The organism is Streptomyces sp. NPDC087310, from assembly GCF_044744405.1.
Lineage (GTDB): Bacteria > Actinomycetota > Actinomycetes > Streptomycetales > Streptomycetaceae > Streptomyces.
Genome location: NZ_JBIUYF010000003.1, coordinates 1,010,409 through 1,029,611, shown reverse-complemented (window position 1 = coordinate 1,029,611; position 19,203 = coordinate 1,010,409). Strand labels below are relative to the sequence as shown.

At 73.1% G+C, this 19,203-nt stretch carries 15 protein-coding genes and 1 pseudogene; 5 read left to right on the top strand and 11 right to left on the bottom strand.

Features of this window, described 5'->3' with window-relative positions; all coding sequences use genetic code 11:
- Positions 1-608 precede the first annotated feature (608 nt).
- Positions 609-1,607, top strand: coding sequence for a tryptophan--tRNA ligase (trpS, locus tag ACIO3P_RS15050; RefSeq protein WP_401849515.1), 999 nt, complete (start codon positions 609-611; stop codon positions 1,605-1,607).
- Positions 1,608-1,629: 22 nt separating this feature from the next.
- Here the strand turns inward: trpS and proC are convergent, their stop codons facing one another.
- The 6 genes from proC to ACIO3P_RS15020 all read right to left on the bottom strand — a co-directional run bounded on the left by proC (position 1,630) and on the right by ACIO3P_RS15020 (position 6,241).
- Positions 1,630-2,439 (bottom strand): pyrroline-5-carboxylate reductase, encoded by an 810-nt coding sequence (gene proC / locus ACIO3P_RS15045; RefSeq protein WP_329822155.1) that lies wholly within the window; start codon positions 2,437-2,439, stop codon positions 1,630-1,632.
- Between the two features lie 133 nt (positions 2,440-2,572).
- Positions 2,573-3,367: an ABC transporter permease gene (locus ACIO3P_RS15040; RefSeq protein ID WP_401792002.1), complete on the bottom strand. Its 795-nt coding sequence runs from the start codon at positions 3,365-3,367 to the stop codon at positions 2,573-2,575.
- Positions 3,364-4,137, bottom strand: a complete 774-nt coding sequence (locus tag ACIO3P_RS15035) for an ABC transporter ATP-binding protein (RefSeq protein ID WP_401849514.1) — start codon at positions 4,135-4,137, stop codon at positions 3,364-3,366. The genes ACIO3P_RS15040 and ACIO3P_RS15035 overlap by 4 nt, the downstream gene beginning before the upstream one ends.
- 115 nt (positions 4,138-4,252) lie before the next feature.
- On the bottom strand, positions 4,253-5,071 hold the full coding sequence (locus tag ACIO3P_RS15030; RefSeq protein ID WP_401849513.1) for a class I SAM-dependent methyltransferase: 819 nt from the start codon (positions 5,069-5,071) through the stop codon (positions 4,253-4,255).
- Between the two features lie 33 nt (positions 5,072-5,104).
- Positions 5,105-5,572, bottom strand: coding sequence for a hypothetical protein (locus tag ACIO3P_RS15025; protein ID WP_401849560.1), 468 nt, complete (start codon positions 5,570-5,572; stop codon positions 5,105-5,107).
- Positions 5,573-5,926: 354 nt separating this feature from the next.
- Positions 5,927-6,241, bottom strand: a complete 315-nt coding sequence (locus ACIO3P_RS15020) for a peptidase (RefSeq protein ID WP_329822159.1) — start codon at positions 6,239-6,241, stop codon at positions 5,927-5,929.
- A gap of 126 nt (positions 6,242-6,367) precedes the next feature.
- Here ACIO3P_RS15020 and ACIO3P_RS15015 point away from each other — a divergent pair, with 126 nt between their 5' ends.
- Positions 6,368-8,782, top strand: coding sequence for a protein kinase (locus tag ACIO3P_RS15015; protein WP_401849511.1), 2,415 nt, complete (start codon positions 6,368-6,370; stop codon positions 8,780-8,782).
- A 38-nt stretch (positions 8,783-8,820) separates the two neighbouring features.
- On the opposite strand, the gene ilvD is transcribed toward ACIO3P_RS15015, so the two are convergent.
- From ilvD to ACIO3P_RS14995, 4 genes and pseudogenes are all read right to left on the bottom strand, one after another.
- A complete protein-coding gene (gene ilvD / locus ACIO3P_RS15010; protein ID WP_329822161.1) occupies positions 8,821-10,671 on the bottom strand; it encodes a dihydroxy-acid dehydratase in 1,851 nt (616 codons plus the stop codon).
- Positions 10,672-10,841: 170 nt separating this feature from the next.
- A complete protein-coding gene (locus ACIO3P_RS15005; protein WP_329822162.1) occupies positions 10,842-11,459 on the bottom strand; it encodes a TetR family transcriptional regulator in 618 nt (205 codons plus the stop codon).
- Positions 11,460-11,656: 197 nt separating this feature from the next.
- A pseudogene (locus ACIO3P_RS15000) lies at positions 11,657-12,457 on the bottom strand (sugar phosphate isomerase/epimerase family protein); the annotation flags it as partial.
- A gap of 85 nt (positions 12,458-12,542) precedes the next feature.
- Positions 12,543-13,472, bottom strand: coding sequence for a Ppx/GppA phosphatase family protein (locus ACIO3P_RS14995; RefSeq protein ID WP_329822164.1), 930 nt, complete (start codon positions 13,470-13,472; stop codon positions 12,543-12,545).
- A 39-nt stretch (positions 13,473-13,511) separates the two neighbouring features.
- Between ACIO3P_RS14995 and ACIO3P_RS14990 the strand changes: the two genes are divergently transcribed.
- Positions 13,512-14,399 (top strand): hypothetical protein, encoded by an 888-nt coding sequence (locus ACIO3P_RS14990; RefSeq protein ID WP_401849508.1) that lies wholly within the window; start codon positions 13,512-13,514, stop codon positions 14,397-14,399.
- 12 nt (positions 14,400-14,411) lie between these two features.
- On the opposite strand, the gene ACIO3P_RS14985 is transcribed toward ACIO3P_RS14990, so the two are convergent.
- The gene (locus tag ACIO3P_RS14985; RefSeq protein WP_401849506.1) at positions 14,412-16,322 is read right to left on the bottom strand and encodes an RNA polymerase sigma factor; all 1,911 of its coding nucleotides are present in this window, start codon (positions 16,320-16,322) and stop codon (positions 14,412-14,414) included.
- 220 nt (positions 16,323-16,542) lie between these two features.
- Here ACIO3P_RS14985 and radA point away from each other — a divergent pair, with 220 nt between their 5' ends.
- Together radA and disA are read left to right on the top strand one after the other, a co-directional pair.
- The gene (gene radA, locus ACIO3P_RS14980) at positions 16,543-17,949 is read left to right on the top strand and encodes a DNA repair protein RadA (RefSeq protein ID WP_329822167.1); all 1,407 of its coding nucleotides are present in this window, start codon (positions 16,543-16,545) and stop codon (positions 17,947-17,949) included.
- Between the two features lie 44 nt (positions 17,950-17,993).
- Complete coding sequence (gene disA / locus ACIO3P_RS14975; protein WP_329822168.1) at positions 17,994-19,118, top strand: DNA integrity scanning diadenylate cyclase DisA; 1,125 nt, start codon at positions 17,994-17,996, stop codon at positions 19,116-19,118.
- Positions 19,119-19,203 lie beyond the last annotated feature (85 nt).

Below are 19,203 nucleotides of genomic sequence, written 5' to 3'. Positions count from 1 at the left end.
CCTGCGTTTCCGACTCTATCAGACTCTTTCGTGTCCGATTCCCCGTCGGAGCGGGGTTCGCTTTCCAGTTCTTCGCTTTCGCGCTTTCCCTTTCCGGCGGTTCCGACTCTATCAGATCCTTTCGGGCCTGATTCCCAGTCAGCGGGGCTTGTCCTCCCGGCCCTTCGGCCGTTCCGACGAGTGAGACTTTAGCGGAATCCTGGGCTCCGACGCTAATCGAGGCTTCGGTGCCGGCGTCCGGGTTCGAACGTCGATTCCTCATTTCGCATAGGCGCACGCAAAACAATGCGACACGAAGTCGCCTGCTTCTCGTAGGTCCTGCGGAATGACTGTCCGGGGACCGGCACTCGACCGGTGCTCACGTCGGACAGCTCGGAGAACATTACGGTTCCGTGTGGGGCGTGTCAACTTGAGGGGTCCGGGCGCTGCTCGGCCGCTAGGCTTGGTGGCATGACAGCGCATGCGTGCATCCTTCAGTGGTGGGCCGCCTGACGGCGGCCGCCTCACACGTATGCGATCAACGGCCGCCGCTTCGGCGGCCGTTCGCGTTTCCCCAGCTCGGGGCGGGCCGCAGGTGGCGGCGGCTCCGACCGAGAGGGTGATGAGAGATGACGCGGATCTTCAGCGGGGTCAAGCCGACCGGACATCTGACGCTGGGCAACTACCTCGGGGCCGTACGCCGGTGGGTCGAGGTCGATCAGCACCGGGCCGACGGGCTCTTCAGCGTCGTGGATCTGCACGCGCTGACCGTCGAGCACGATCCGGCCCGGGTCCGCCGGCTCAGTCGGCAGGCCGCGACGCTGCTGCTCGCGGCCGGACTCGACCCCGCGCTCTGCACCGTATTCGTCCAGAGCCATGTGGACGAGCACACGCGGCTCTCGTATCTGCTGGAGTGCACGGCCACCGACGGGGAGCTGCGGCGCATGATCCAGTACAAGGGGAAGAGCGTGCGGGCCCTGGCGTCCGGGGAGAGTGTGCGGTTCTCCCTGCTGTCGTATCCGGTGCTGATGGCGGCGGACATCCTGGCCTATCGCACGGACGAGGTTCCGGTCGGTGAGGACCAGACCCAGCATGTGGAGCTGACCCGGGATCTCGCCGTGCGGTTCAACCAGCGGTACGGGCACACCTTCTCCGTACCGAAGGCCACCCAGCCGCCCGTGGCCACGCGGGTCATGGATCTTCAGGACCCGGCGTCGAAGATGGGGAAGTCCCATGACGCGACCGCCGGGATCGTCTATCTGCTGGACGACGCCGATGTGGTGCGGAAGAAGATCATGCGCGCGGTGACGGACAGCGGGCAGGAGGTCGCGTACGACCCGGAGACGAAACCGGGCGTGGCCAATCTGCTGGAGATCCTGGCCGGGTGTACGGCGCAGGAGCCGGCCGCGCTGGCCGAGGCGTACACCTCGTACGGGGAGTTGAAGCGGGCCACCGCCGAGGCCGTGATCGAGGCGCTGCGGCCGGTGCGGGAGCGGCACGCGGTGCTGGCCGCGGACCCCGGTCAGGTGGACGCCGTACTGAAGGACGGGGCCGAGCGGGCCAGAGGGATGGCCCGGCCCGTGGTCGACGCCGCGTACCGGGCGGCCGGGTTGCTGCCCGCCGGTTGAGCCCCGTGCGCCGCCCGTGACCTCAGCCGTTGCCCGAGGCCAGGGCGCGGCTGCGGTCGCGGGCCGCTTCCAGTGCCGCGATGAGGGCCGCCCGTACCCCGTGGTTCTCCAGCTCCCGGATGGCGCTGATGGTGGTCCCGGCCGGGGAGGTCACGGCCTCGCGGAGCTTCACGGGGTGCTCGCCGCTGTCCCGCAGCATGACGGCGGCGCCGATGGCGGCCTGGACGATCAGGTCGTGGGCCTGGGAGCGGGGCAGGCCGAGGAGGATGCCCGCGTCGGTCATGGCCTCGACCAGGTAGTAGAAGTACGCCGGGCCCGAGCCCGAGAGCGCGGTGCAGGCGTCCTGCTGGGACTCGGGGACGCGCAGGGTCTTGCCGACGCCGCCGAAGATCTCCTCGGCGTGGGTGAGGTGCGCGGGGAGGGCGTGGCTGCCGCCCGAGATGACGGACATGCCCTCGTCCACCAGGACGGGCGTGTTGGGCATGACGCGTACGACGGGGGTGCCCGGGGCGAGGCGTTCCTCGATGAAGGCCGTGGGGATACCGGCGGCGGCGCTGATGATCAGGCGGTCGGCGGTGAGGTGGGGGGTGAGTTCGTCGAGGAGGGTGCCCATGTCCTGGGGCTTGACCGCCAGGATGAGGATGTCGGCGCGCTTGGCGGCGTCGGCGTTGGTGACGGGCTCGACGCCGTACCGGTCGCGCAGCTTCTCGGCGCGTTCCGGGCGGCGTGTGGTGACCAGCAGATCCGTTGCCCGCCAGCCGGCCCGGATCATGCCGCTGAGCAGGGCCTCGCCGATCTTTCCTGTGCCGAGGACTGCGACGGTCTGGGGCATTGCTGGTCACCTCGCCGTAGGGGACGGACGTTGCTTCCATCGTCGCATCGGAGGCGGGCCGGGTGCGTGAGGTGTCCGAGGAGCGGTCGCCCCCGCGTCGTCCCGCCGTCGTCCCGCCGTCGTCCCCTCGGCGTCAGGTCGTACGGCGGCGGAGGGTGGCGGCGCCCAGGGCGAGGACGAGAAAGGCGCAGCCCGCGACGATCGCCGCGTCGCGGACGAAGTCGCCCGTGATGTCGGGGTGGCGCAGGACCTGGTTCATGCCGTCGACGGCGTACGACATGGGCAGGACGTCGGAGACGGCCTCCAGGACGGGGTGCATGGCGGTCCGGGGCGCGAACAGTCCGCAGAGGAGGAGCTGCGGGAAGATCACCGCGGGCATGAACTGCACGGCCTGGAACTCGGAGGACGCGAACGCCGAGACGAAGAGGCCGAGTGCCGTGCCGAGCAGGGCGTCGAGGAGCGCGACGAGGAGGAGCAGCCAGGCCGAGCCGACGACGTCCAGGCCGAGGGCCCCCACCGCGAGGCCGGTGGCCAGCGTGGACTGGACGACGGCGACGAGTCCGAAGGCGAGGGCGTAGCCGGCGATCAGGTCGCCTTTGCCCAGGGGCATCGCGAGGAGGCGTTCCAGGGTTCCCGAGGTGCGTTCGCGGAGGGTGGCGATGGAGGTCACCAGGAACATCGTGATCAGCGGGAAGATGCCGAGCAGCGAGGCGCCGATGGAGTCGAAGGTGCGGGGGCTGCCGTCGAAGACGTAGCGGAGCAGGACGAGCATCGCGCACGGGACGAGGATCATCAGCGCGATCGAGCGCGGGTCGTGGCGGAGCTGGCGCAGTACGCGGGCGGCGGTGGCCAGGGTGCGGGCGGCGGCGGCCGTGGTGGCGGGCGGGGTGACAGGCGGGGTGACGGCGGTCGCGTCGGTGGGGGTCATCGGGGGCTTCCCTGGAGTGTGTCGGCCTCGTCGACCAGGTGGAGGAAGGCCGCTTCGACGGTCTCGGTGTGCGTACGGGTGCGCAGGGCTTCGGGGGTGTCCTCGGCGAGGACCTCGCCGTCGCGCATGAGGAGGAGCCGGTGGCAGCGTTCGGCCTCGTCCATGACGTGGGAGGAGACGAGGATCGTCGCGGCGCGGTCGGCGGCGATGCGGTGGAAGAGGGTCCACAGGTCGCGGCGGAGTACGGGGTCGAGGCCGACGGTCGGCTCGTCGAGGACGAGGAGTTCCGGTGTGCCGAACAGGGCGACGGCGAGGGAGACCCGGCTGCGCTGGCCGCCGGAGAGGCGTCCGGCCAGGGAGTCGGCGTGGGAGGCGAGGTCGACGTCGGTGATCGCGCGGTCGACGGCTTCCTCGCGTGCGGTACGGCGGGTGCGGCCCGGGTCGAGGACGGCGGCGAAGTAGTCGAGGTTCTGGCGGACCGTGAGGTCGTCGTAGACGGAGGGCGCCTGGGTGACGTATCCGATGCGGGCGCGCAGCGCGGCGTCGCCCGCGGGGTGGCCGAGGACGTCGAGGACGCCGGTGACCTGGGCCTGGGTGCCGACGACTGCGCGCATCAGGGTGGACTTGCCGCAGCCGGAGGGGCCGAGGAGTCCGGTGATCCTGCCGGGCGGTACGGAGAAGTCGAGCCCGCGCAGGACGGCGCGGTCGCCTCGGTGGACGGTGAGGCCGCGGGCGTGCACGGCGGCAGCACCTTCGGGCAAATTCATCATGTGATGAATAATGGGCCCGGCCGACGGGCTCGTCAAGCGTTCGGGCGGGCGGGCGGCTCAGGTCGTTCGGGCGGGCGGCGGGCGGCTCAGGTTCCGGGCGACCGGCGCCGGGCGGTCAGGCGCGGCGCGTGAGCGTCAGCTCCACGACGTACGCCTCCTCGACGGTCCCGTCGGGGAAGAGCCCGAGCAGTTCCGCGCGCTCGGCCGCGAGGAAGGCGGCCGTGGCCTCTTCCCCGCGCATCCGGAAGACGGAGTGGCTGCCGAGGTGGGCGAGGTGGGTGTCGAGCGGGACACGGCGGGTCCACCGCACCCGCCGCTCGGCCGGGCGCAGCTCCGCGGGCAGTTCCCCGCCCCGGCCGGAGACGCTGTGCGCGCCGTGGGCGCTGTCGTCGGCCCAGCGGCGGATCCGCAGGTCCTGGGCGGCGATCCAGGGGACGTCGGCGTCGGCGATGTTCCACCACAGGGCGAGCGCGCCACCGGGCCTGAGCACTCGCAGGGCCTCGGGCAGGGAGCGGGCCGGATCGGTCCAGTGCCAAGCCTGGGCGTACGTGATCAGGTCGGCGCAGCCGTCGGCGAGGGGCAGGGCGTCGCCGAGGCCGCGGAGGAGGGGGACAGCGGGCTGGGTACGGTGCAGCCGCTCCGCCATGCCGGGGCCCGGCTCGACGGCGGTGACCCGGGCGCCGCGTGCGCGCAGCAGGCGGGTGGCGATCCCCGTCCCCGCGCCCACGTCGATGACGCGGGCGCCCCGGAGCGGGCGGCCGGCCAGTTCCTCGATCGCGTCGAAGAGGGCCGGCGGGTAGCCGGGGCGCGCCTCGTCGTACTGGTCGGCGACGGCGTCGAAGGAGAGGGCGCGCGTGGTGGGGCCAGGGGTGGGGCGAGGGGTGGCGCGCGCAGTGGGATGAGGGGTCGGGCGGGGAGCCGGGGCGGGAGTCATGTGGCCATCGTGGCGCCCGCCGTGGAGGAAGGGCTAGGGCCGCTTGGGCTTCTTGGTCCTGGACTTGGCGGCTCGGGCGGCGGGGTTGCCCGCGCGGGCGGTGCGGCGGCGTTCGTACTGGGCCAGGGCCGTTTCGTACTCCTTGCGGCGCAGCCCCTCGCCCGGGGCTTCGGCCAGGGAGCGCAGGAAGTAGGCGATCAGGGCGCCCATGAAGCCGATCGCCTTGACGCTGCGCAGCGACTCCTCGCGGGCGGGGTCGGCCGGGCGGCGGGTGAAGCCGTCCCAGGTCCTGCGGAAGGCGATGGCGCTGCACACCGAGAACATCACGACGAGGAGCAGACCGACGAAGGAGCCCACCTTCGCGATCTCCAGGCCCTCGTAGGCGAAGCGGAGTACGAAGCAGGCGGCGACGGCGGTGGTGAGGGAGCCGGCGGCGACCGCGGCGCGGCGGGCCGCGTAGCCGCCGTCGCGGGCGAGCCAGGTCGTACCGAAGAACGGGATCGCCTCGGGCTCCGGGCCACCGCCGCCTCCGCGGCCACGTTCGCCGCCCGCCTTCCTGTCGGAGGCGGTGGCCGCGGCGGTGGACGTGGCCGCAGTGGTGGACGTGGCCGCAGGGGCGCCCTCGGGGCGCTCGGCGTGCGGGGAGTGCGGGGAGTGCTCGGGGTGCTCGCTCACGGGGCGATTATCCCCGGCGCGCGGGCGGGACCGGCCCTGAGGTGCCGCACCCGGGCGCGGCACCTGGGCGCGGCACTCAGGACCGGTGCTCAGGGCGCAGCGCCCAGGGCCGGTGCTCAGGACCGGCGTTCGGGCTTGTCGCTCAGGCGCGGCGCCCAGTGCGGCGTTCAGGCTCGTCGCTCAGGCGCAGTGCGGGGCGACGTAGCCGCTGCTTCCCGTGTAGACGTACGCGTCCGAGATGAACTGCCCGTTGGCGATGTTGTCCCAGAGCTTCGTCGTGCCGTACGGGCCCGTGATCCGCTCCCCCTCCTGCTGGCAGTTGATCGGCACGCTCGCGCCGTACGGGAGCACCTTGACGAGCGAGTAGTGGGTGCCGGGTCCGCTGCGGACGTTCACCCGGTAGTCCGGGTGGACCGCGTAGCGCTTCGCGGCCAGCGTCCCCACTTCCGCTTCGGTGGCTTCTCTCGCGGTGTTCTCAACCTCTTCGACGCTCATGCGGTCCTCCCCCGTTGACGGTGTGTGCTCTGCGCCGCGCAGGCTAGCAAGCCATGGCTTGATAGCACGCACCATCGACTAGGCTCCGTGCGTCGCGCTTGCGCACGAATACACGGGGGTGGGCAAATGCCACCACTGCGCAACACCGGGTCGGCCCCGGAAGCGGAGCATCCGGATTACGCCGGCCGCTACCTGCTCGAATCAGCCCTGGGCTCGGGTGGAATGGGCGAGGTCCATCTCGCCACCTCCGCCTCGGGGTTGCGGCTCGCCGTCAAGGTCATCCATGCGGGTCACGCCTCCGATCCCGAGTTCAGGGCCCGCTTCCAGCAGGAGGTCGCGGCGGCGCGCCGGGTGAGCGGGGCGTTCACCGCGCCCGTCGTGGACGCCGATCCGGAGGCCCCGCGGCCCTGGATGGCGACCCTGTTCATCGACGGGCCCACCCTCTCCGAGCGGGTGAAGCGGAACGGGCCGCTGGACGCCGAGGCGTTGACCAGGCTCGGGGCGGGGCTCGCCGAGGGGCTGCGGGACATCCACCGCGCCGGGGTGGTGCACCGTGATCTCAAGCCCAGCAACGTCCTGTTGGCGTCCGACGGGCCCAAGGTCATCGACTTCGGCATCTCGCGTCCCGCGGACAGCGATCTGCGGACGGAGACGGGCAAGCTGATCGGCACACCGCCGTTCATGGCGCCCGAGCAGTTCCAGCGGCCGCGCGAAGTCGGGCCCGCCGCCGATGTGTTCGCGATGGGCGCGGTCCTGGTGCACGCGGCGACCGGGCGCGGCCCTTTCGACTCGGACAGTCCGTACATCGTCGCGTACCAGGTCGTGCACGACGAGCCGGATCTGACGGGCGTACCGGAGCGGCTCGTTCCGTTGATATCGCGGTGTCTGGCGAAGGACCCGGCGCAGCGGCCGACGCCGGACGAGGTGATGAGCGCGCTGCGGACGACGGATCCCGCGCCGGGCGCCGCGCCGGACGGGGGACGCCCGTCCACCGCGTACGACCTGCGCGGGCCGTACGGGGCGCGGGCGCTCGTACCGGTGCAGCGCGGGCCCGATCCCCTGGAGACCGCGGGCTCGGGTTCGGGCTCCGTGCCCACGAACCACGCGGTACCCGCGCACCACGCGTGGGGCTCCGGGACCGTTCCGTCCCAGGGGATGCCTGCGTCGTCCGAGGCGCCGTCGTCCGTCGAGCCGTCGCCCGTCAGGCCGTCGTCCGCGTCCGCGCGGTCGCCGCGCCGGGTGCGTACGGTGGCGGTCGCGCTGACGCTGGTGGCCGTGGCCGGTGCGGGTTTCCTCGGCGTACGGGCCATGAGCGACGCCACCCGGGCCACGGCGGAGGAGCCGCCGTCCCGGACGTTCCGACCGTGGGACACCACGCTCGGCACCGGATCGGGCGGGGCGGGAGGGGCGGGCAGGGCCGGGGGCAATCAGGTGCCGGTGTGCGCCTCCGACGCCACGGCCGTCTACTGCGCCGGCCCCGGCGTCACGGCCGCGCGGCTCGACCCCGTCGACGGTCGTACGGAGTGGTCCGTGAAGGCCACGAAGGGCGGGAGCGCCGCCGCGACCGACGAGGGCGCGGCGCCGGTGCTCTCCGGCGGACTCCTGCATGTCGTCGCGGGCGGCGCGGGCGGTACGGGCGGCGGCGGGAAGCGACTGGCCGCGCTCGACCCGGCCTCGGGCGCCGAGCGCTGGGCCGTCGACATCTCCTCGTACGCCACCGTCCGGCACAGCGGCGACGCGGTGCTCCTCGTCTCGTACGACGGGCGGGTGCGCGCCCTCGACAGCGCGACCGGCGACGAACGCTGGACGGAGCGGCTCGGCGCGACCGGCACCGTCTGGACGGCGGCGAGCGGCACCGGCGGCGCGCTGTTCGCCACGACGCAGTCGGCCGACGGCTCGGCGACCGACGTCCGTTCGATCGATCCGGCCACCGGAGCGGTGCGCTGGGAGAAGCGGCTGACGGGCACCCTGGCCCCGGCCGGGGCCTCGGACGACGCGCTGTTCCTGCTCGGCGGGGACGCGGACGGCTTCACCAGGGCGGTCGTACGGCTGGACGCGTCGAGCCGTACGGTACGGCGGGTCCCGCTGACCGCGCCGGTCGACCAGGCGCAGGCCACCGTCGTGGGCGACACCGTCTACGTCATCGGCTACACGGGCTCGCTGCTCGCCGTCGACACCGGTGCGCGGAGCGCGGGCGTCCGCTGGCGGCTGGAGACCTCGGTGACGCGCGCCTCGCGCCCCGCCGCCACCGGGGACCGGGTCTATCTGAGCGCGGGCGACGGCCGGCTGCTCGCCGTGGACGCCGGGCGCGGGAGGCTGCTGGGGCAGACGAAGCCGCGGATGGCCGACGGGCCCGACACGCTCGTCGCCACGCTGCCCGCGCCCGTCACGGCCCCCGGCCCCGGCAACGGGTCCGGCAGCGGCCCCGACAACGAGTCCGGCAACGGGTCCGGCAGCGGGTCCGGGGCGACGACGGTCGTCGGGAGCGCGCCCGACGGATCCGTCTTCGCCGTCGCCGGGCGGGACCCCGCTTCCTGGTGACGGTCCTGGGCCCCGGGGCCCAGGACCCCCGGGAGGGCTCAGCCGAGGCGGGAGATGTCCCGGACCGCGCCCTTGTCCGCGCTCGTCGCCATCGCGGCGTACGCGCGCAGCGCCTGCGAGACCTTGCGCTCGCGGCCGACCGGGGCGTACACGCCGTTCAGCGCCGCGCGGCGCTCCGCGAGTTCCGCGTCGCCGACCAGCAGCTCGATCGTGCGGTTCGGGATGTCGATACGGATCCGGTCACCGTCGTTCACCAGCGCGATCGTGCCGCCCGAGGCCGCCTCCGGCGAGGCGTGGCCGATCGAGAGCCCCGACGTACCGCCGGAGAAGCGGCCGTCCGTGATCAGCGCGCATGCCTTCCCGAGGCCGCGGCCCTTCAGGTACGACGTGGGGTACAGCATCTCCTGCATACCGGGGCCGCCCCGCGGTCCCTCGTACCGGATGACGATCACATCGCCCTCGGCGATCTCCTTGCGGAGGATCTTCTCGACGGCGGCCTCCTGCGACTCGCAGACGACGGCCGGGCCCTCGAAGGTCCAGATCGACTCGTCGACACCCGCCGTCTTCACGACGCAGCCGTCCACGGCCAGGTTGCCCTTCAGGACCGCCAGACCGCCGTCCTCGGAGTAGGCGTGGGCGACATCGCGGATGCAGCCGCCCGAGGCGTCCGTGTCGAGCGTGGCCCACCGCTCGGACTGCGAGAACGCCTCGGCGGAGCGGACGCAGCCGGGGGCCGCGTGCCACAGCTCGACGGCCTCCTCGGACGGCGAGCCGCCGCGCACGTCCCAGGTCTCCAGCCACTCCTTGATGCCGGGGGCGTGGACGGTGTGGACGTCCTCGTTGAGCAGACCGCCGCGGTACAGCTCGCCCAGGATGGCGGGGATGCCGCCGGCCCGGTGGATGTCCTCCATGTAGTACGTGCCGCCCGGGGCGACGTTCGGCGCGACCTTGGCGAGGCAGGGGACGCGGCGCGAGACGGCGTCGATGTCGCTGAGGTCGTAGTCCAGCTCGGCCTCCTGCGCGGCGGCGAGCAGGTGCAGGATCGTGTTGGTGGAGCCGCCCATGGCGATGTCGAGCGCCATGGCGTTGTCGAAGGCCGCGCGGGTGGCGATGGCGCGCGGCAGGACCGACGCGTCGTCCTGCTCGTAGTGGCGCTTGGTGATCTCGACGACCGTGCGGCCCGCGTTCTCGTACAGCGCCCTGCGGGCGGTGTGCGTGGCGAGGACGGAGCCGTTGCCGGGGAGGGAGAGGCCCATGGCCTCGGTCAGGCAGTTCATCGAGTTGGCGGTGAACATGCCGGAACAGGAGCCGCAGGTCGGGCAGGCGTTCTCCTCGATACGGAGGATGTCCTCGTCCGAGATGGACTCGTTCACCGCGTCGGAGATCGCGTTGACCAGGTCGAGTTTTCGGACCGTACCGTCCACGAGGGTCGCCTTGCCGGCCTCCATGGGGCCGCCGGAGACGAAGACCGTCGGGATGTTGAGGCGCAGGGCGGCCATCAGCATGCCCGGGGTGATCTTGTCGCAGTTGGAGATGCAGATCAGCGCGTCCGCGCAGTGCGCCTCGACCATGTACTCGACGGAGTCGGCGATCAGGTCGCGGGACGGCAGGGAGTAGAGCATGCCGCCGTGGCCCATCGCGATGCCGTCGTCCACGGCGATCGTGTTGAACTCGCGCGGGACGGCGCCCGCGGCCTTGATGGCCTCCGAGACGATCCGGCCGACCGGTGCGAGGTGGGTGTGCCCGGGCACGAACTCGGTGAAGGAGTTGGCCACCGCGACGATCGGCTTGCCGATGTCGCCGCTCGCTACGCCCGATGCCCGCATCAGGGCGCGCGCGCCCGCCATGTTGCGGCCGTGGGTGACAGTGCGGGACCTCAGCTCGGGCATCGTCTCTCGCTCCTTCAGCAGATCTCAGCGGATCTCAGCAGATCTTCCGGCCGATTCCTTCGGCAGAAATGACTTCTTCGAGCGTACGCCCCGGATCCAAGATCTGGACAAGGCGTCCGAAATACGGGACGACTGTTCAGCTTTCGGTCAGGTGCGGCTTCCGGTCGGCTTCAGCTTTCGGTCAGATAGCGCTGGAGCGTGGGCGCGACCATCGTGATGATCTCCTCGATGTCCGCCGACGCCAGCGGCTCCGCCTTGATCACGTACCGCAGGAGCGCGATGCCGATCATGTGCGAGGCGGACAGCTCGGCGCGGAACTCCGGATCCGGTACGTCCAGCCCCTCAGCGACCTGGCCGAGCAGCCGGCGCAGCACGAACGTACGCAGCACCGCCGCGGCGGCCTCGTGTGTGAGCGCCGAGCGGATGACCGCGAGCAGCGGGGCCCTGGTCGCCGGGTTCTCCCAGACGGCGAAGAAGTTGCGGGCGAGCTGTTCCCCGATCGCGTCGGGGCTCCCGGCGAGCACCTTGGCGGGGACCGTCAGGGCCGGTTCGAAGGAGATCTCGACGGCGGACGCGAAGACCTCGTCCTTCGTCCCGAAGTAGTGGTGGACGAGTGCGGGGTCGACGCCCGCCGCCCTGGCGATACCGCGGACGGACGTCTTGTCGTACCCGCGCTCCGCGAACTCCGCGCGGGCCGCCCCCAGGATCTTCTGCCGGGCGCTGGGGCCGGACTCCGCGTCCTTGCGGGCGGGGCGGCCCCGGCGGCGGGGGGTGGCGCCGGCGGTCATGACGGGCGCGCTCCGGAGGAGCCCGAGGCGCCGGACGAGCCGGAGCTGCGGGGCCGCCGGGGGGTGCGAGGGGTACGGGGCGTACGGGGCGCACGTACCGTCGGCGAGGGCTGCGACCTGGTGGGGGCGGGGGACTCCGAGGCGGAGGCGGAGGACGAGGTGTCGGACTTGGCGGAAGCGGAAGCCGAGGTGGGCGGCGACGCGAGGTGCAGGCGCGCGAAGGCCAGTGCCTCCGCGAGGTCCGCCTCGCGCTCCGCCGCCGACATCGCGCGCCGGGTGTTGACCTCGATCACGACATGGCCGTCGAAGCCGCCGTCCGCGAGCCCCTCCAGCAGCTCGGCGCACGGCTGCGTACCGCGCCCCGGCACCAGGTGCTCGTCCTTCGCCGAGCCGTTGCCGTCAGCGAGGTGGACGTGGCCCAGCCGGTCGCCCATGCGGCCGGCCATGGCCATGGCGTCGCTGCGGGAGGTCGCGGTGTGCGAGAGGTCGACGGTGAAGTGCCGGTAGTCGTCCTGGGTGACGTCCCAGCCGGGCGCGTACGCGGGCATCTCGCGGTCCCGGTAGCGCCACGGGTACATGTTCTCGACGGCGAACCGTACGTCCGTCTCGTCCGCCATCCGCCAGATGCCGGTGACGAAGTCGCGCGCGTACTGGCGCTGCCAGCGGAACGGCGGATGCACGACCACCGTGGACGCGCCGAGCTTCTCGGCCGCCGCCCGCGCCCGCTGGAGCTTCACCCACGGGTCCGTCGACCAGACCCGCTGGGTGATCAGCAGACAGGGCGCGTGCACGGCGAGGATCGGGACGCCGTGGTAGTCGGAGAGCCGGCGCAGCGCCTCGATGTCCTGGCTGACGGGGTCCGTCCAGACCATGACCTCGACGCCGTCGTAGCCGAGGCGCGCGGCGATCTCGAAGGCCGTCGCCGTGGACTCCGGATAGACCGAGGCCGTCGACAGCGCGACCTTCGTATCCGGGATGCGCACCACTGGATCTGCCACGGGGACAGCGTACGGGCCGCGGCGGGGCGGCCGTCGGCCTGTCCCGCTCCGCGGCCCCCACCCGGTCACGGCGCGAGCCGCCCGGTCACGGCGCGAGCTGGTCGAGGCGGCGCAGGATCACGCCCTCGCGCAGCGCCCACGGGCAGACCTCCAGCGTCTCGACGCCGAACAGGTCCATCGCGCCCTCCGCGACCAGCGCGCCCGCCAGCAACTGCGCCGACCTGCCCTCGGAGACCCCGGGGAGCCCGGCGCGCTGGACGGCGTTCATCGTGGCCAGCTTCGGCACCCACTCCTCCAGCGCTGTACGGCTCAGCTCGCGCTGCACGTACAGCCCCTCGCCGGACCTGGCAGCGCCCGCCAGCCGCGCGAGCTGCTTGAAGGTCTTGGACGTGGCCACCACATGGTCCGGGCTGCCGAACCGGGCGAACTCCCCGACCGTACGGGCGATCCTGGCCCGTACATGGCGGCGCAGCGCCTTCACGTCGATCGGGTCGGGCGGGTCCCCGGGCAGCCAGCCCGCCGTGAGCCGGCCGGCGCCCAGGGGCAGGGAGACGGCCGCGTCCGGCTCCTCGTCGATCCCGTACGCGATCTCCAGGGAGCCGCCGCCGATGTCCAGGACGAGCAGCTTCCCCGCCGACCAGCCGAACCAGCGGCGGGCGGCGAGGAAGGTCAGCCGGGCCTCCTGGTCACCGGTGAGGACCTCCAGATCCACCCCGGTCTCGCTCTTGACGCGCGACAGGACCTGTTCGGCGTTGACGGCCTCGCGTACGGCGGAGGTGGCGAACGGCAGGACGTCCTCGCAGCCCTTGTCCTCGGCCGCCTGGAGGGCGTCCGCGATCGTCGCCACCAGACGGTCGACCCCGTCGGGGCCGATGGCGCCGTCGGCGTCGAGCAGTTCGGCGAGGCGCAGCTCCGCCTTGTACGAATGCGCCGGCAGCGGGCGGGCACCGCGGTGGGCGTCGACCGCCAGCAGGTGCACGGTGTTCGAACCGACGTCCAGGACTCCGAGTCTCATGAGCGGAACGCTACTGCGAACGCCGCATACGCTGGACATGTGCCAAAGACGAAAAAGGCGAAGCCGGGCAAAGCCAAGGGCCCGAAGAAGCAGGACCAGCAGCAGGGGACCCGGGGCAACGCCCGGGCTGTCCCTGACGAGAAGGGGCTGGACTTCGCCCGTGCCTGGGTCGAGTTCCCGGACCCGGCCGACGACGAACAGGTGTTCCGCTGCGATCTGACGTGGCTCACGTCACGGTGGAGCTGCATCTTCGGCAGCGGCTGCCAGGGCATCCAGGCGGGCCGCGCCGACGACGGCTGCTGCACGCTGGGCGCCCACTTCTCCGACGAGGACGACGAGGCGCGGGTCGCGAAGCATGTGGCGCGCCTCACGCCGGAGCTGTGGCAGTTCCACGAGGAGGGGACGGCCACGGGCTGGACGCAGACCGACGAGGACGGCGAGCGCCAGACGCGGCGCTGGGAGGGGTCCTGCATCTTCCAGAACCGTCCCGGCTTCGCGGCGGGCGCGGGGTGCTCGCTGCACATCCTGGCGCTGCGGGAGGGCCGTGAGCCGCTGGAGACGAAGCCGGACGTCTGCTGGCAGTTGCCGGTGCGGCGTACGTACGACTGGATCGACCGGCCCGACGACACGCGCGTGCTCCAGGTGTCGATCGGCGAGTACGACCGGCGCGGCTGGGGGTCGGGCGGCCACGATCTGCACTGGTGGTGCACGTCGGCGACCTCGGCGCACGGCGCGGGCGAGCCGGTGTACAAGACGTACGGGCCCGAGCTGACGGAGCTGATGGGCAAGGAGGGGTACGACCAGTTGGTCGAGCTGTGCGAGCGGCGCGTGGCGAGCGAGCTTCCGCTGCTGGCCCCGCACCCGGCGGACCCGCCGGCTCCGGCTCCGGCTCCGGCTCCGGCTTCGGCTCCGGCTTCGAAGGGCTGACGCGGGCGCCGCTCAGCGGGGTACGGCGGACGGGCTGGCCCCGGCGGCACCGGAACCGGCGCTGGAGCCGTCGCCGGAACCGGCGCCGGCGCTGGGGTCCGGATCGGGCGGGTCCGGGTCGGGGGGCGACTGCGACGGGCCGCCGGTCGGGGCCGGGGAGCCCGGGGCCGAGGGGCCCGACGGGCTCGGGCCCGGCTCCGTGGGGCCCGCCCACGTCGGCCTGCCGGGCCCGGGGTGGCCCGGGTCGCCGGGGCGCGCGGTGTGGCCGGGCGGTCCGCCGTGGGCCGGGCGGCCGGGGAGCGGGGGCCTGGTGCCGTACCCGTGGATCCGTACGGCGGCGCCCGCCGGGTAGAGCGTGATCCGCGCGCTCCACGGGCCCGCCGGTTCGCGCGCGTGGTCCACGAGGACGCGGACGGTGACGGACTCGCCGGGCGCGAGCGTGCCGTAGTGGCGGCTCAGGGAGACCCAGGGGGCCCGGGTCCCGGCCGTCCAGGAGACCCGCTCGCCGCCGGAGGCCCGCAGCGTGATCAGCGTCGTGGCACCGGCGGGGCGTGCCTCGACCGTGAGCCCGCCGGGGTCGGCGTGGCCCGCGCCGGGCGGCGGCGCGCCCGTACCGTCGCTGATGATCTCGACGGAGACGTCGGGCGCGCGGCTGCCCTCGGTGAAGCGGGCGCCGGGCCGGTTCTGGGCGCTGCCCGCGTTCTCGTAGTGGTCGTCGTGCTCGTACCCCTCGTACGGATCGTCGTACGGGTGCCCGCCCGGGGCGGGCGGGCCCGCGGTCTCGCCCGCGGTGACCGAGGCGCCGTCGCGGCCCTCGCCGGTCTGCGGCGCGCCGCGGTACGCCGCCCAGAGGGCGAGGACGGGCGCGGCGACGACGGTCGCGACCACGGTGGTCGTCACGGCGCGCGCCCGCAGCCGGTCGCGGCGGGCCGCGCGGTCCTTGGGGTCCATCGGGAAGCCGTTGCGGCCGAAGCGCGGGGCGGTGGCGCGGGCGCGGGGCGCCTGGATCATGGCGGTGTACGCGGCGCCGCGCGGCGCCTCGACGAGCGGCAGCGGCGCCGAGCCGACGCCGGCCGACAGGTCCTCGGTGACGGACGCGGCGGACGGGGCGGACGAGCCGGACGGGGCAGGCGAGCCGGACGGGGCGGGCGGCGTCGCGCCCGAGCCCGGCCAGGGCCCCGCGGCCTCGGCGCGCTCCGCGGCGCGGCGGCAGCGCGGGCAGTCGTCCACGTGGCGGACCAGTTCGCGGCGGAGCGCGGCGGAGAGCAGGACGTGGTGGTCGCCGGTGAGCCGGGCGACGGAGGGACAGTCGCCGGTGTCCACGACGGCGAGCGCGGCGCGGGTGCGCTCGACCTCGCAGGCGGCGGAGGAGAGCAGTTCCCGGGTCGCGGAGAGTTCCTTGGAGAGTACGGCGGCCACGTCACGCGGGCCGAGCCGGTGCCGTACCACCAACTCCAGGACCTCGCGCTGCTCGGGCGTCGTCCCGGCGGCCTCGGGCCAGGCCAGCAGGGCCAGTTCGCGGCGGCGGCGTTCGGCGGTCTCCGGTGCGACGCCGGCGGACGGCGACGCGGGGTCAGGGTCCGGGGCGGGCTCGCGGTGGCCTGAATGCGCCCCCTGGCGGGTGCGGCGCTGTTCGGTGAGCTTGCGCAGACAGGCCCAGCGGGCGAGGGCGTAGAGCCAGGCCCTGCGCTCCCCGGCGCCGGAGGGGCAACGGCCGTACTGCCGCTCGGAGATGGCCAGGACGTCGCCGAGCACCTCGGTGGCCGCGTCGTGGTCGCAGAGCACGGAGAGGCAGTAGGTGAACAGGCCGTCCAGATACGGCTCGTACCGTGCCGGAGGGCGCTGCGCCACCGAACGGGGCGCACGACGGAGCGCGCGGTGTGCGCCGGTGGTGTGCGTGGAGGTTTCGGGGCTGCTGCTCATCACCCGGCGACCGTAGACAGGGCGGCCCGTACCCTTCACACCCCTTGAGCACATTTAATCCTTACGGGTGAAGCTATCCCTCAAAGGGGGACACGAATGTCGTGTTTCGATGAGTTCGAAGTGGTACAGGGCCCTCCCCCACCTGGCTTATGCCCTCCCGGAGCGCCGGCGGTCCGGCAGGGTGGTCCCGGCTGTCGGTGGGCCCCTATACGGTGACGCCATGGCTGCCCGTGCGAAATCCAAGGACCGGCCGTCCTACCGCTGCACCGAGTGCGGCTGGACGACCGCCAAGTGGCTCGGCCGCTGCCCCGAGTGCCAGGCGTGGGGGACGGTCGAGGAGTACGGCGCGCCCGCGGTGCGGACGACGGCGGCCGGCCGGGTCTCCACGGCCGCGCTCCCCATCGGCCAGGTCGACATCCGTACGGCGAAGGCGCGCTCGACCGGTGTGCCCGAGCTGGACCGGGTGCTGGGCGGCGGGCTGGTGCCCGGGGCCGTGGTGCTGGTCGCGGGCGAGCCGGGCGTGGGCAAGTCCACGCTGCTGCTGGACGTCGCGGCGAAGGCGGCCAGCGACGAGCACCGCACGCTCTACGTGACGGGCGAGGAGTCCACCAGCCAGGTCCGGCTGCGCGCCGACCGGATCAAGGCCATCAGCGACCACCTCTACCTCGCCGCCGAGACGGATCTCTCCGCCGTCCTGGGCCATCTCGACGCGGTCAAGCCGTCGCTGCTGATCATGGACTCCGTACAGACCGTCGCCTCGCCCGAGATCGACGGGGCGCCGGGTGGCATGGCGCAGGTCAGGGAGGTCGCGGGGGCGCTCATCCGGGCGTCGAAGGAGCGCGACATGGCCACCCTGCTGGTCGGCCATGTGACGAAGGACGGCGCGATCGCGGGCCCCCGGCTGCTCGAACACCTCGTGGACGTCGTGCTGTCCTTCGAGGGCGACCGGCACGCCCGGCTGCGGCTGGTCCGCGGCGTGAAGAACCGGTACGGCGCGACGGACGAGGTCGGCTGCTTCGAGCTGCACGACGAGGGGATCACGGGCCTCGCCGACCCGTCGGGGCTCTTCCTGACCCGGCGCGACGAGCCCGTCCCCGGCACCTGTCTCACCGTCACCCTCGAAGGGCGCCGGCCGCTCGTCGCCGAGGTGCAGGCGCTCACGGTCGACTCCCAGATCCCCTCGCCCCGGCGCACCACCTCGGGTCTGGAGACCTCCCGGGTCTCGATGATGCTCGCCGTACTGGAGCAGCGCGGCCGGATCAGCGCGCTCGGCAAGCGCGACATCTACAGCGCGACCGTGGGCGGCGTGAAGCTCACGGAGCCCGCGGCGGACCTGGCGGTGGCCCTCGCGCTGGCCTCGGCGGCGAGCGACACCCCGCTGCCGAAGAACCTGGTCGCGATCGGCGAGGTCGGGCTCGCGGGCGAGGTCAGACGGGTCACAGGGGTCCAGCGCAGGCTGGCGGAGGCACACCGTCTGGGCTTCACCCAGGCGCTCGTTCCGACCGACCCGGGCAAGGTCCCGCCCGGTATGAAGGTGACGGAGGTGGCCGACATGGGCGACGCTCTGAGGGTGCTGCCGCGCCGAGGTCGGGCGGACGCCCCACGGGACGACAACGCTCGCCGGTAGACTTTGCCCTGGTCTCGCCCATCCGTACGAGCCGGAGGAGTGCAGTGGCAGCCAACGACCGGGCATCAGCACCCGGAAAGTCCGGCGCGGGCTCCGGCAACGAAGCGCTGATCCGCGCGTCCCTGAGCGCTGTCGCGCCGGGGATGGCGCTGCGCGACGGGCTGGAGCGCATCCTGCGCGGTAATACCGGCGGTCTCATCGTCCTGGGCATGGACAAGACCGTCGAGTCGATGTGTACGGGCGGGTTCGTGCTCGACGTGGAGTTCACCGCGACCCGGCTGCGCGAGCTGTGCAAGCTCGACGGCGCGCTCATCCTCGACAAGGACATCACCAAGATCCTCCGGGCGGGCGTGCAGCTCGTCCCGGAGTCCTCGATCCCCACCGAGGAGACGGGCACCCGGCACCGCACGGCGGACCGGGTCTCCAAGCAGTGCGGCTTCCCCGTGGTCTCCGTGTCGCAGTCGATGCGGCTGATCGCGCTGTACGTCAACGGGGAGCGCCGGGTCCTGGAGGAGTCGGCGGCGATCCTGTCGCGGGCGAACCAGGCGCTGGCGACCCTGGAGCGGTACAAGCTCCGTCTGGACGAGGTCGCGGGCACGCTCTCCGCCCTGGAGATCGAGGACCTGGTGACGGTCCGGGACGTGACGGCGGTGGCGCAGCGGCTGGAGATGGTGCGCCGGATCGCCACGGAGATCGCCGAGTACGTGGTCGAGCTGGGCACCGACGGCCGGCTTCTCTCGCTCCAGTTGGACGAGTTGATCGCGGGTGTGGAGCCGGAGCGGGACCTCGTGGCCCGCGACTACGTCCCGGAACCGACCGCGAAACGGGCCCGTACGGTCGACGAGGCACTGGTCGAACTGGACGCGCTCACCCACCCGGAGCTGCTGGAACTGCCCATCGTGGCGCGGGCCCTGGGGTACAGCGGCTCACCGGAGACTCTCGACTCGGCGGTCTCGCCGCGCGGTTACCGCCTGCTGGCGAAGGTGCCGCGGCTCCCGGGAGCCATCATCGAGCGGCTGGTCGAGCACTTCGGCGGGCTCCAGAAGCTGCTGGCGGCGAGCGTGGACGACCTCCAGACGGTGGACGGCGTCGGCGAGGCCCGCGCGCGGAGCGTCCGCGAGGGCCTGTCCCGCCTGGCGGAGTCGTCGATCCTGGAGCGGTACGTCTAGCCGTACAGGTACACCGGATACATGAACGCCCCGGCCGGGGAAGAGATCCCGGCCGGGGCGTTCGCGTATCCGGTGCTGTCGCGGG

What these genes read in the sequence shown, in the direction of transcription:
- ACIO3P_RS15005 (WP_329822162.1), bottom strand. Translation starts at nt 11,459, where the DNA reads ATGACCGCCGGCGCCACCCCCCGCCGCCGGGGCCGCCCCGCCCGCAAG.
- ilvD (WP_329822161.1), bottom strand. Translation starts at nt 10,671, where the DNA reads ATGCCCGAGCTGAGGTCCCGCACTGTCACCCACGGCCGCAACATGGCG.
- ACIO3P_RS15030 (WP_401849513.1), bottom strand. Translation starts at nt 5,071, where the DNA reads ATGACTCCCGCCCCGGCTCCCCGCCCGACCCCTCATCCCACTGCGCGC.
- ACIO3P_RS15040 (WP_401792002.1), bottom strand. Translation starts at nt 3,367, where the DNA reads ATGACCCCCACCGACGCGACCGCCGTCACCCCGCCTGTCACCCCGCCC.
- ACIO3P_RS14985 (WP_401849506.1), bottom strand. Translation starts at nt 16,322, where the DNA reads ATGAGCAGCAGCCCCGAAACCTCCACGCACACCACCGGCGCACACCGC.
- ACIO3P_RS14995 (WP_329822164.1), bottom strand. Translation starts at nt 13,472, where the DNA reads ATGAGACTCGGAGTCCTGGACGTCGGTTCGAACACCGTGCACCTGCTG.
- radA (WP_329822167.1), top strand. Translation starts at nt 16,543, where the DNA reads ATGGCTGCCCGTGCGAAATCCAAGGACCGGCCGTCCTACCGCTGCACC.
- trpS (WP_401849515.1), top strand. Translation starts at nt 609, where the DNA reads ATGACGCGGATCTTCAGCGGGGTCAAGCCGACCGGACATCTGACGCTG.
- ACIO3P_RS15015 (WP_401849511.1), top strand. Translation starts at nt 6,368, where the DNA reads ATGCCACCACTGCGCAACACCGGGTCGGCCCCGGAAGCGGAGCATCCG.
- ACIO3P_RS15035 (WP_401849514.1), bottom strand. Translation starts at nt 4,137, where the DNA reads ATGATGAATTTGCCCGAAGGTGCTGCCGCCGTGCACGCCCGCGGCCTC.
- proC (WP_329822155.1), bottom strand. Translation starts at nt 2,439, where the DNA reads ATGCCCCAGACCGTCGCAGTCCTCGGCACAGGAAAGATCGGCGAGGCC.
- ACIO3P_RS15020 (WP_329822159.1), bottom strand. Translation starts at nt 6,241, where the DNA reads ATGAGCGTCGAAGAGGTTGAGAACACCGCGAGAGAAGCCACCGAAGCG.